Source organism: Gemella sp. 27098_8_155 (assembly GCF_041433725.1).
In the GTDB taxonomy this organism is placed as follows: Bacteria; Bacillota; Bacilli; order Staphylococcales; family Gemellaceae; genus Gemella; species Gemella haemolysans_D.
The window spans coordinates 34,028-46,578 of record NZ_JAPWCA010000011.1 but is presented as its reverse complement, the minus strand read 5'-3'; the positions used below and the strand labels follow the sequence as shown (position 1 = coordinate 46,578).

Annotated in this window: 7 protein-coding genes; 5 read left to right on the top strand and 2 right to left on the bottom strand. The window is 32.8% G+C overall.

Annotated elements, in window-relative coordinates; all coding sequences use genetic code 11:
- Positions 1 to 36: 36 nt before the first annotated feature.
- From lplA to O5Y44_RS05845, 4 genes are all read left to right on the top strand, one after another.
- Positions 37 to 1,059: a lipoate--protein ligase gene (gene lplA / locus O5Y44_RS05860; protein ID WP_371465705.1), complete on the top strand. Its 1,023-nt coding sequence runs from the start codon at positions 37 to 39 to the stop codon at positions 1,057 to 1,059.
- 205 nt (positions 1,060 to 1,264) lie between these two features.
- On the top strand, positions 1,265 to 1,600 hold the full coding sequence (locus tag O5Y44_RS05855; RefSeq protein ID WP_060914166.1) for a glycine cleavage system H family protein: 336 nt from the start codon (positions 1,265 to 1,267) through the stop codon (positions 1,598 to 1,600).
- 284 nt (positions 1,601 to 1,884) lie between these two features.
- Positions 1,885 to 2,604: a YebC/PmpR family DNA-binding transcriptional regulator gene (locus O5Y44_RS05850; RefSeq protein WP_003144482.1), complete on the top strand. Its 720-nt coding sequence runs from the start codon at positions 1,885 to 1,887 to the stop codon at positions 2,602 to 2,604.
- Positions 2,605 to 2,611: 7 nt separating this feature from the next.
- Complete coding sequence (locus O5Y44_RS05845) at positions 2,612 to 3,220, top strand: RDD family protein (RefSeq protein WP_371465703.1); 609 nt, start codon at positions 2,612 to 2,614, stop codon at positions 3,218 to 3,220.
- Positions 3,221 to 3,308: 88 nt separating this feature from the next.
- On the opposite strand, the gene O5Y44_RS05840 is transcribed toward O5Y44_RS05845, so the two are convergent.
- Complete coding sequence (locus O5Y44_RS05840; protein ID WP_371465701.1) at positions 3,309 to 4,649, bottom strand: ISL3 family transposase; 1,341 nt, start codon at positions 4,647 to 4,649, stop codon at positions 3,309 to 3,311.
- 264 nt (positions 4,650 to 4,913) lie between these two features.
- Here O5Y44_RS05840 and O5Y44_RS05835 point away from each other — a divergent pair, with 264 nt between their 5' ends.
- On the top strand, positions 4,914 to 5,663 hold the full coding sequence (locus O5Y44_RS05835) for a DeoR/GlpR family DNA-binding transcription regulator (RefSeq protein WP_371465700.1): 750 nt from the start codon (positions 4,914 to 4,916) through the stop codon (positions 5,661 to 5,663).
- Positions 5,664 to 5,813: 150 nt separating this feature from the next.
- On the opposite strand, the gene O5Y44_RS05830 is transcribed toward O5Y44_RS05835, so the two are convergent.
- Positions 5,814 to 12,077: a ZmpA/ZmpB/ZmpC family metallo-endopeptidase gene (locus tag O5Y44_RS05830; RefSeq protein ID WP_371465699.1), complete on the bottom strand. Its 6,264-nt coding sequence runs from the start codon at positions 12,075 to 12,077 to the stop codon at positions 5,814 to 5,816.
- Between the last annotated feature and the right edge of the window lie 474 nt (positions 12,078 to 12,551).

The following is a 12,551-nucleotide window of genomic DNA, read 5'->3' as shown; positions in this document are numbered from 1 at the left end:
TGTTTATGTTGTAGTGTGAAAAAATGAGGAGTGCTTATGTATTTAATAGAGCCGATAAGAGATGGACAATATATTTACGATGGAGCGGTAGCTTTAGCGATACAGGTTCATGTGCTTAATAAGTTGAATTTGGATGAGGATATAATATTTCCTTATTGTTGCAAACCAAAGGTACAGATTGGTCTTTTCCAAAATGCCGAAAAAGAGATTAATCATGAGTACATGAAATCTCATGGTATAACCCTTGTTAGACGTGATACAGGTGGGGGAACAGTGTTTTTGGATGAAGGAGCTGTGAATATTTGCCTTATTATGAATGGTGATAGTAATGTTTATGGTAACTTCAAAAAATTCTATGAACCTGCGGTAAATATATTATATGATCTTGGTGTGAGTAAGGTAGAACAAACAGGACGAAACGACCTTGTTGTTGATGGTAAGAAGGTTAGTGGAGCTGCGATGACTCTTGTTAATGGTAAGATTTATGGAGGATACACTCTGCTCTTAGATGTTAACTATGAAGCTATGGTCAATGTACTAACACCTAATCGTAAGAAAATTGAGTCGAAAGGTATAGATTCGGTAAGAAGTAGAGTTACAGGTCTTAGAAAATATTTAGATGAGGAATATAGAAATTTATCTGTAGTAGAGTTCAAAGATTTATACCTATGTCGCTTGTTTGATTGCGAAAGAATAGAAGATATAAAACGCTATGAACTGACAGAAGATGATTGGCGAGCGATTGACGAATTACTCGCTAAGAAATATCAAAACTGGGACTGGAACTACGGGAAATCACCACGTTATAACTATAATAGAGATGCACGACTAGGGGTAGGAACTGTTGAGTTTAATCTGGAAGTAGAAGTGGGACGAATTATAAAAGCTAAGATTTATGGTGATTTTTTCGGAAAAGGTAATGTCGGTGATGTCGAGGAGAAACTAATCGGAGTAAGGGTAAAAGAAGAGGACTTGCTAGAAGTATTAGAAAGTATAGACTTAGCTCATTATTTCGGAAAAGTAGAAGCACAAGAATTAGTAGATTTGATATTGAGTTAAGGTAAATATTAAATGATATCTTGACGCAGTGACTTATCAGTTTTTAGTTCTAATTGAAATTAAAAATCAATTTCTGTAGAATTAAAATTTTTGTTGATTTTTTTTTATTTATGTTGTATAATGGTCACTTCAGTAAAAAATCAGTGTTAAATTAGAACATTGATACTCAAGAAAACTTATAAAAAAGAAAGAAAGAGGTTGTAAAATGAAAAAATTAGCAAAAGCTTTATGGATTGAAAAGAACGAAGGAGTTTACATTGTTGGACCAACAGCTGAATTACAAGATGACGTTGGTACTGTAGGATTCGTAGAATTTTCAAAAAATGAAAAATTAGCAAAAGACGATGTTATTTTACGTTTAGAAGCATCAAAAACTGTATTAGACGTTAACGCACCATTAGCTGGTGATGTAGTAGAATACAACAAAAAAGCTGAAGAAGAGCCAACTGTATTAAACTCAGCTGATCCAAAAGAATCTTGGATCGTTAAATTAACAAACGTTGATGAAGCTGAATTTAACAAATTACCAGACTACAAATAATAACATTCGTTATTTAATAGATTCGGTGTATAAGAATTTTCTTATATGCCGAATTTTTTTATTTTTAAAACTTGCGATAAGGGAAAAGTTTAGCTAGAAAATAACCATATTTAATATTGAGATAAAATTTAAAAGAAGATAGCTAAATTACTTAGTCGATGCTTGAAAAAATAAGCTAAATATAGTAATATAGAGTGGTATGTAATAACTTTCTAGCCGTTTTTTGGTGAGGGAAATTACTATTATGGAAAATATTTATATAAAGAAAGAGAGATTAAAAGACTATGGGTCGTAAATGGAATAATATTAAAGAAAAAAAAGCGGCAAAAGACGCTAATACTAGTAAGATTTATGCTAAGTTTGGACGTGAAATTTACCAAGCTGCAAAAACTGGAGAACCAGATCCAGAAAGTAACAGAAATCTAAAAGTAGTATTAGAAAGAGCGAAAACTTACCGTGTTCCTAAAAACATTATTGACCGTGCTATTGAAAAAGCAAAAGGTGGAAGTGAAGAGAACTACGATGAATTACGTTATGAAGGTTTCGGTGTAAGTGGAACAATGGTTATCATCGATACACTTACAAACAATGTTAACCGTACAGCTGCTGAAGTGCGTACAGCATTAGGTAAAAATGGAGGTAACTTAGGTGTTACTGGTTCTGTTAACTACATGTTCGATAACACTGCAGTTATCGGTGTTGAAGGTAAGAGTGCAGATGAATTATTAGAAATTCTTATGGAAGCTGATATCGATGCTCGTGATATTATTGAAGAAGATGAGTTAACATTAGTATATGGTGAACCAGAAAACTTCCACGAAATCCAAGAAGCTCTTAAAGCAGCTGGAATCGAAGAATTTGAAGTTGCTGAAATTTCAATGATTCCTCAAAACGAAGTAACATTAAGCGAAGAAGATAAAGCTAAATTCGAAAGAATGTTAGAAATGCTTGACGATTGTGAAGATGTTCAACAAGTATACCACAACGTTGACTTAGAAGCCTAGGTGAACTATGGTTAAGAAAATTAAAAAAAATAGTTCATATAGCTATAATGATAGAAATATAAAACCAACTTTAAATGATATTTCAGCACCAACAGCTGAACCATTATTAGATGTACACGGTGAAGAAGCTTCGCCTATAAAACGTTTAATTGCGTATTTAATTGACTTAGGTATTTACTTACCAATAGCGATTATTTTCCAATATTCTACTGTAAACTTACGTGCACAAGGTGGAGCGGAAAACGAAAGAAACGCATTATATATGACACTTTCAATAGTTATTTTCGCAATTCTTTTATATGGATACCTACCGCATAAATGGCAAGGTCAAACTATCGGGAAAAAACTTCTTAAAATAAGAATAGTGCCTACAGATAATAAGAAAATCGAATTTTCTAGATATTTAATTAGAGAATTCTTAATTAAAGTTACTATTGGTTGGGGTGCAGTACCAGTTTCTGCAATATTCTGGTTATATGAGAAATATGTACTTAAACGTAAGAATCCTATAATGCTATACGATAGACTTCTAAATATGCGAGTTGTCGCAGCAACAGAACAACCAAAAGTGGATAAAGAAAAAGAAGATAAAGAAAAAGAAGATAAAGAAAAATAATGAATAAGAAATAGTTGCTTGAGGGCTAATATAGTCTAAAAGGGCTCTTTGTCAAATTCGGGGCATGGAGAAAAATAGGAAATGAAATCTAGGCAGCATTTTGCTGCTTAGATTTTTTCTTGTTTTCTTTAAGTTTGACATTATTTTTATACTCAGAAACAAATAATCTAGACATAATTAAAATACGCAATCTGAAATTACTAAAACTAGAGTATCCGTATGATACCCTCTTTAGTAGTTTTATTTTATTATTAAATCCTTCTAATGGGCCATTAGAATACTTATATTTAACAGCATTAAGCATATACTCTTTGTGCTTTTTCATAGTATTTATAGCTTTAGATACACCTTTAGATAATCCTCTAGTATTCATATCTATATATTTCTCTAATTCTACAGAAGCTTTAGCCTTAATAGCTTCTCTTATCTCATGCACTCTCTCATAGCTAGCTGTAAATTCATCATCTATAGCTAATATATAATCTAATACTTCTTTTCTGGTTACATAGCGTTTAAAGCTTCTAGAATAGAATGTTTTTGTTGAATTTACTTTATCTCTATCTTCTAATATTACTTTCCAGAAGTTCTTTAAAATAGTGTAAGTAGAACCTTTTTTATTCTTATATTGATTCATTAATCTTACTCTAGCTTTATTTAATTCTCTATTAATATTTTGTACCATATGGAATCTATCTATAATTATTTTAGCGTTAGGAAACATCTCTCTAATCATATTCATATAAGGAGGGTAAATATTTATACAGATTGTTTTTACTTTCTTTCTTACTTTCCTTGGATATCTCATAAAGTATTGTTTTAATATATGTTGTGTTCTTCCATCTACAATATCTATAAAATCATGTGTTTTAGCATCTAAGAATACGAAGCTCATTCCATTTTTACTATCTTTAGTTGACTTTATCTCATCAAAACATAGGTGTTCTGGTAGGTTTGAATGAGTCTTAACTTCTACGGCTTCTCTACATGATTTCATTACTCTTACTACTGTAGATACTGATACATTACTTAATTCAGCTATATCTTTAAATGATATTGTCTTAGAAAGATTCTTCATAATGTGAAATATAAGATTTTTAGATATACTGCAGTGTTTTTGTACAAATGATGTTTCAGCACAAAACTTAGAATTACATTCTTTACATTTAAAGCGTTGTTTCTTTAATCGTAGATATGTAGGGCATTCTGATATCTTTAATAAAGCTACTTTTAATGGATCTGTGAATCCATTTTTAACTATATTATTTCCTTCTTTTATACAACCACAGTTTGTACAACACTTTGGATTGTATGATAAAGTCCCATGAAATACGAATGTATCTTGACCATCTACATTAATTAAATCAAGTTTATCATCCATAGTTATATTTTGGTCTTTTATTAATAGTAAATTTGTGATAAAATTAGACATGACAAATATCCTTTCTTAGTTAATTATTTTTCTACACTTTAATTATATTGGATATTTGTCTTTTTGTATATAAAAATTGAAATCCGGGGCTGGAATTTTTCCATGCCCCGGATTTAGTATACAACCTCTAAAAGCAGCTAGTTTTTTTGTTTTATGTTAGATTTAACGTTCGTTTTGATAGTTCTTTTATGTTTTCTGTTTTATATTTTCGAAAAAAGTGTTAAAATATAAATGTTAAATTTATTATTTTAGAGTGGAGAAAAAATGTTAAAAATAGACAGACATAGTTATATCTTAAATGAATTGAAAAACAAACATTTGGTACGTGTTAGCAATCTTGCTCATGACATGAATGTAACTGAGATGACGATTCGTCGTGATTTGCAAGAGTTAGAAGATTATGGACACCTTACTAGAATACACGGTGGAGCGAAGTTAAAACCGAAAAATTTCTATCAAGAGGATAATTACAACAAGAAAATCTCTGTAAATGTTGAAGAGAAAAAACAAATCGCTAGAAAAGTATCAGAGCTTATAAAAGATAATGAAACTATTTTTATAGGACCAGGTAGTACTACGAGTTACTTAGCGGAGTATCTTCAAGATAGAGATATTAATATTGTGACGAATTCATTAACAGTATTCGAACAGTTTAAAGACAATCCGTCTTGTGATCTTATTTTTATTGGAGGAAGATACCGTCAAAAAACAAAAGGATTTATCGGATACTTCACACAAGATGCACTTAGTAAAATAAGTGTAAATAAGGCGTTTGTTGGGGTAAATGGAATAGATTTAGAGAAGGTTACTATCTCTGATGAAGAAGAAGGACGTTGTAATGAAACGATTCTTAATAATGCGACTGAACGTTATGTCCTTGCAGACCACAGCAAGTTTTCAACACATGCATTTTACACATTTTTCCAACTAAAAGATCTTACAGCAATTATCAGTGACGATGTTCTTGATGAAAATATCAAAGAACAATATAAAAAAGAAGTAGCTATAATATAAAAAAAATATAATTCAGGGCTAAGTTTTTGGTCCTGAATTTTTTCATGGCAATATAGTTTACGTAATCTTACTGTATAAAGAATACTCTCTGAAACATCAAAAAACCTAGATTTAGAAATTTCTAAACCTAGGTTTTTGTTGTTTGAATTATTATTTGAAGATAGAAGTTTTAAAGCTGTTTGTTTGTTGAAGAAGTTTTTTGAATAATTTCTCTTTAAGTGATACAGTATTATCAAATTTAACTGATCCGTTTTTAAGAGTCGCTTTATCTTTATCAACAGCAGCAGAGAATGCTTGTTTTAAATCGTCATAACTACTATAAGTAGTACCATCGATTGTAACAGGGTTAAATCCTGCTTTAGCTTTCTCAACAACTTCTCTGAAGTATTCTTTTTTCCATTCTTCTAAAGTACTGAATTTGTTATCAGAAACTTTCTTGATGATGAAGTCATCACCTAATGTAGCATTACCAGCTTTTTTAGATTCAGCTTTTAACATATTTGAAGCGTAGTTTAAGAATCCTTTTTCATATCCATAGTAACCCCACATTCTGAATGTGTTATGTTTGAATGACATAGATCCTGGAGCACCTTCACTTGTGTTACCTCCATAGATACCAGCGGTAATAGGTACAGTCACGTAGGCAGTTCCAAATCCAGTTGGATCATAGATAGCATTACCTGGACCGTGTTTAGTCATGAAGTTTTTGTCTACTAAGTCATTAACAGAGTTTAACTCATATCCTTTTTCTTCTTCGTTAAGATCTCTAACCTCATCGTATTGGTTCTTAGTATTAGCTCCACGTAATTTTTTAGCTACTTTCTTGAACCAAGCGTTATTTAGTTCTTTACTGTGTTTATCAATTACGGCTTCTCCTTCAAGGTAATCAAGAAGCATTAATGTATCGTTGAAACCTTTCATGTAATTATCGATTTCAGCTCGAGATGTAAGATCATTTGGATTAGTATTGTACCATTGGTTTCCATCATTTGGACGTTCGTATGCCATGTTTAATCCTAATGCTTTAAAGTCACCGTTTGGACTTGATTCAGCAGGTGATTGTAACATACCTTGTGCGAATGCTTCTAAGTCAGTTCCTTCACGGTGTCTTGAACCACCTAAGTATACCATACGGTCGTTTACGTGAGTTGTTTCGTGAGTGAATGCTGAGATACCGAAGTCGCTAATCATGTCAGTAACCATGAAGAATACAGAGTCATCTTTATAAGGGTTACCGTAAATACGAGCTACAGCTCCCATACGCCAGTCAGTTGCATGATAACGTCCTGTTGGTCCGTATAATTCACGGATAGGTGCTACGTCTTTACCACTATTAGTGTGTCCATATTTATCTGTGCTGATTCCCTTGTAATTTTGGTTATCTAGTACTGGTGTTGGTACCATGTTGTTGCTCTTAAGCAGTTGATTACGAACTTTATCTAATGATAGACGAGACCAGAAGTCTAGATAATTTTGTTGACCTTTTGCTACTTTATCGATTTCTTTCTTGAATGCTTCACGTTCTGCTGCAGTATTCTTACCGTATTTCTCAAATGAACTGTAAGCCATAGTGTTATATGTTGAGATTAAGAACATGTGGGCATCTTTTAAGTTTAATAGTGGAAGAATCATCTTACCGTGAACATCATTATTTAATCCTTCGTATGCTCTGTGTTTCTTATCAGCAAATTCAGGAGTTGTTGTTTTTGGTTCAACGATATATACATTATCTTTAGTAGCTTTTATGAACCAATCGTTTAAGTCTGTATCACTTGTGAATAGACGCATATTATAGTCTAAGAAACTGTTTAACTCGCCTATACCGATAACTCCACCGATAGCTTCGCGATAAGCTTCTAAAGTTCTATCACCTTTAATGTTACTTTCTTTAGAACCAATCTTAATCAAGAAGTCTAACACATTAACATTCTTACCGTAGAAATCAGGTTTGAATAACATTAATTCTTTAATATTAAAGTCATCGAATTTAACGCCGTAGTAACGGTTTAGATAAGCTAATCCAAGAAGAACTGCAGCTTTATTGTCATCAGTTTTCTTAATTAATGCACGTTTAGCAGCTTCATCAGTATTTAGTTGATGGTCTTCATTTTGAACTAACTTAGTGATGAATTTATTAAGGTTATCTTTAACGTACTTGAAGCTTTCTTCTAAGTAAAGATCCTTAATTGCATTTACTTTGTTACCACCTGTTCTTCCTAAGAGTTGATAAACAGGATCAGATTGTAATTCTACTGGACTTAATTTACTTTCGATAGCGCTGATTAAATCGCTACGCTCTTTATCAACAATGTTAGGAGTGTAAACTATTTCTCCAAGTTCAGCGATGCTGTATTCTTTAACTTGTTTCACTTGAGATTCTTTAGGTGAGATGTTAAAGATTTCTTTTGTCTTATCAGCGTAGTGAACGATAATGCGGTTGGCATCGCCAAGTTCAGTTACGAATTCATTATCTTTCATCGCAGTAACAGATAAAACTTCTGTAGTTAATAATTTAGAATTTGCTGGAATCTTGTTACCTTGGTTAACGATCCACTCTTTATTGTAGAATGGTTGAAGTTTTTCGATGTTGCGATAAGCAAGTTCGCGAGATGCATCGTAGTCATCGATGTTTTTGTATTGATCATCTTTATTTATAATGTTATTAAGTTTGTCTTCGACAGTTTTTGTGCTTGTGAATTCATGAGCGGTAATTCCCATTTTAGCGATTTTCGCATTAGCTTCTTCTTGGGAAACTCCTTTCCATTTGTTAGAACGTGGATAAGATTTCGCACCTTCACTCACATCGTTAACTGTAACGTTATCGTTTTTAACCCAGTTAGCACCGAAATAATCATCTTCTTGAATATCTTTTGAACCGTAAAGGATTTCTCCGCCGTTTTTAACTTTCATCATAGTTACGTTGTTTTCAACAAGTCCCCATGACCAGTTAGAGTGAAGTAAACCACCTGTTTCTACTGGTTCTTTAAGATCGATTGTTCCTTTGGCAACAGAGTTTTTCAGGCGACCACGTTTACCAACATCATTAGGATCGCCACCGTGGTTTAATTTAGCAACAAGTCCACCGACTTTAGCTTTATTACCTGTAATATCAGCTTCGACATAAGAATTGTCTGTGTTACTTCTCCAGCTTTCACTTACAAGTCCGCCAGCCCACCAGTTTTTATTACCTTGGATATGGATTTTACCGATGAATGCAACGTTAGTCATGTCTGCTTCATCCATTTTATTAACCATACCAGTTACATCGTTAGCACCAGTTACATTACCAGTTACTTTAATGTTTTCGATAGTTGCTTTCTTAACAGTATTAGCTAATGGAGCAACTTTGTCAGTTTCAGGCATATTAATATTAACATTTTCAAGTAGTAAGTTTTTAACTGTACCGCCCTCAATATTAGAGAATAGTGGTCTAGAAATATTATGAATTGCGAATTTGTTACCGTCTGTACTTGTCAATGTACCTTTGAATAAGTTAGTTACATATGATTTTCCAGCAGGGTTAACGTTCGCTGCATTCATATCGCTACCAAGTTTAAATGTACCAGTAGGGTTAGTTTGCATAGCTTTAACAAGTTCATTGAAGTCATAGTATACATCACCTTCATGAGCTTTTGGTTTAGCGAAGTAGTGAGTATATGTCTCGCTAAGTTTATTTTCACCGTTACGTTGGACTAAATCAGGTGCTGTTGCAGTAACTTTGTATAGAGTTTTGCCATCTACAGTAACTTCTTCAATCTTATCAACAGAAAGTCTTGTTACTTTATTGTCGTGAGTTGTAACTTTTAAGTAATATGGAGTTACATCACCTGGAACAGATGATAAGAAACTGCTATCAGTTTCGTTACCTTCAGGATCAACACTTATTAAGCTTGTTTCTTTAATGTTTTTAATTTCAACTTTTTTAAGATCTAATTGAATTGGTTGATCTTCTAAAGTTTCAGTTTCTTCACCGTTACCTCTATCGTAAACCATAGTAGTAGATAGAGTATATTTTTGGAAGTATTTTAGATTATCTAATAATGCATCTAAGTTGTTTTCTGATAAATCAATAGTTTTAACAACTGCTCCATCTTTTTTCAGAGTAGCTGTGATTGATTTAATTTTTGTCTTAGTTGGATTTTCTAGAGAATACTTAGCAACTACTTCTTTATCTAATACTTTCTTGTCAGTATTTTTAAATTCTAGTATTGGTTTCTCAGTTAATGGAACTAAGTTTTTGATAGCTTGTTCTAATTTTTCAGTAGCTGCATTCACTTTGCTTTGAGTAGTAGCTTCATCTGCGTTTACAGGGTTAGCTGCTGCAAGGGCTTCTTCTAAAGCTTTCCATGTTTGAGTAGTGTATTCTTCTTTACGTTTGTTGTTAGCTGAGTTAATAGCGCTTTGTAATGCAGTTTTATCAACGGCAAGAGCTTTAATAGCGTCTTGAAGAGCTTGAGTAGCCGCATCTATTTCACTTTGTTTAGGAAGTGGAGTAGTTTGGTTGTTGATTTCTTTAGCTTTTATTTCAGCTTTTTTAAATTCATTCCAAGTTGTTGGACTGTAGTCAGCTTCTTGTTTAGTTTCTGCATCTTTTAATTGTTTTTGTAATTTTGTTTTATCAACATTAAGAGCATCAATAGCGGCTTTAAGTTTCTTAGCAGCTTCATCGATTTGAGCTTGAGTAGCAGTTGTGTTATCTTCTACAGCTTGAGCTGCTTTTTTAGCTTCTCCTAATGCAGTCCAAGTTTCAGGACTGAAATCTGAAGCGGTTTTAGAGTTAGCATCTGCTAGTTGTTTTTCAAGTTCAGTTTTATCTGTGTTTAATCCTGCGATAGCCGCTTTAAGTTTTTCGTTAATATGATCAACTTCGCTTTGTTTTGCGGCTGGATTGTTTGTAACTTTTTCAGCTTCAGCTAATACAGTTTGTAGATTTGCCCAAGATGCATCGTTGTAGTGCTCTTTAGTTTTTGATTTAGCATCGGCGATAGTGTTATTTAAGTCCGTTTTGTCAACATTAAGAGTGTCAATAGCAGCTTTTAGTTTAGCTGTCTCACTATCTACTTCAGGTTGTTTTACAGAGTCAGAAGAGTAGACATTTTGTGCGGCTTCTAAAATTGGTTTAAGAGCGTTATAGCTTGCTGCAGAGTAATCAGCAGGAATAAGTGCAAGAGCTCTATCAATTTGAGCTTTTAGTGCAGTTTTATCTACTTTTTCTTCTGGTTTAGTTTCTTCAGTTTTTTCAGGTTGAGGTGTAGGTTTAGTTTTCTCAGGTTTTGGAGTTTCCGGTTGAGGAGCAGGTTTAGCTTCTTCAGGTTTTGGAGCTTCCGGTTGAGGAGTAGGTTTAGTTTCCTCAGATTTTGGAGTTTCCGGTTGAGGAGTAGGTTTAGCTTCTTCAGGTTTTGGAGTTTTAGGTTGAGGAGTAGGTTTAGTTTCCTCAGGTTGAGGAGTGGATTCTTCCTTAGTTCCAATGGCGATAACCTTGTTTATAGGTTGTTTTGTAATTGAAGTTTTGATAACTTTACTAGATTGTTTACCATCAGCAGTAGTTACTTCGCTAAATACAATCTGCTCACCGTTAACTCCTTCTTGAACAACTTTAGTTTGCCCTTTTGGTAGAGTAGCATCAGGTTGCTCGATTGTCTCGAAAGGAACAACTTCAGTAGTTGATTTAAGTTCAGGTTTATTTTCAACTGGAACTTTCGGTCCTTCATCAGGAGTTATTTTATGATCTACTGCAGGAGCAGGAGTAGGTTGTGTTGGTTCAACTGCTGGTTGTGTTGGTTTTGGAAGAACCTTCTGTTCAGCTTGAGGTAAGGCACCTAAATCGCTAAGAGTGAAGTATCCAACATAGCGATAGCCATCGATGCTGATTACACCGTTCGCAAGTTCTGCAGAATTAGCTACTGTTGTTTCTGTGTTGTATCGCACTAATTCTTTGTTTTCGAAGGCGAATGATTGATATGGCATAACGATACTTTGTCCCATTGCTCCGATTAACACAACGCTAAGAACTTTGTTTCTGTGTTTTTTCGACATTAAAAGAACCACTAATACTGCGGTACCGATTCCAAGTCCTGCTACAGGAAGTGAACTTTGTCCAGTATTTGGTAATGATTTTAATTCTGTAGGTTTAGTGGAAGTTTGTGCTTCTTTTTTATAAACCATGTAGTATGTTTCGTTGTTTTTTACATCATTCGGAATACTTCTTTTAATTAAAGTTTTCTCAGCTTCGGTCAATTCATTTTCAGCTAGATAAGTATATTTAACACTTGTGTTGTTTTCGTTGGCAAGTGCTTCACTTGGTGCATGACTTCCAAAAAATAAAGCCCCGATAACGACCGGTGCTGCACCAAGAGATAATTTTCTAATTGAAAACTTTAAAATTTTATTATTATTTTCATTTTTCAATCGCATGAAATTATTTTCTCCTATATATTTTTTAGTTACCTCTTAATTCTATCAAAAAACCAAGTTTAAAGCAATTAATCAAACTCGAAAAACAGTATGTAAAGTGCATTAATTTTATATTTTGATAACAATTTTAGTATAAAAATACTAGATTTTTTTATGATAATAATACAAATATAACACCAAAATACAACTGTACTAGTACTGTAGAATAATAAGTGGTAAAATATAAATATAATTAATTTTATTTTTTAAGAAATTATTTAGGAGAGATATGTTCTGTGAATGTTGTTGTAAAAAGGTTAAGTTGAAGTGTATTTATTTTATTTTGAAATTTTTATAATAGTAATTTAGTTTAAATAATTTCGGAATTGTTGAAATAGTTGCAAGGGTAAAGAATCTATGATATAATATCTATATAAGTTGTATTAGTACAGTATGAAATATGTAAACTTAAGGGTAAATATTTAAAAACAAAAT

Excerpts from the sequence above, each read along its gene's own strand:
- lplA (WP_371465705.1), top strand. The coding sequence starts at position 37 with ATGTATTTAATAGAGCCGATAAGAGATGGACAATATATTTACGATGGA.
- O5Y44_RS05855 (WP_060914166.1), top strand. The coding sequence starts at position 1,265 with ATGAAAAAATTAGCAAAAGCTTTATGGATTGAAAAGAACGAAGGAGTT.
- O5Y44_RS05850 (WP_003144482.1), top strand. The coding sequence starts at position 1,885 with ATGGGTCGTAAATGGAATAATATTAAAGAAAAAAAAGCGGCAAAAGAC.
- O5Y44_RS05845 (WP_371465703.1), top strand. The coding sequence starts at position 2,612 with ATGGTTAAGAAAATTAAAAAAAATAGTTCATATAGCTATAATGATAGA.
- O5Y44_RS05840 (WP_371465701.1), bottom strand. The coding sequence starts at position 4,649 with ATGTCTAATTTTATCACAAATTTACTATTAATAAAAGACCAAAATATA.
- O5Y44_RS05835 (WP_371465700.1), top strand. The coding sequence starts at position 4,914 with ATGTTAAAAATAGACAGACATAGTTATATCTTAAATGAATTGAAAAAC.
- O5Y44_RS05830 (WP_371465699.1), bottom strand. The coding sequence starts at position 12,077 with ATGCGATTGAAAAATGAAAATAATAATAAAATTTTAAAGTTTTCAATT.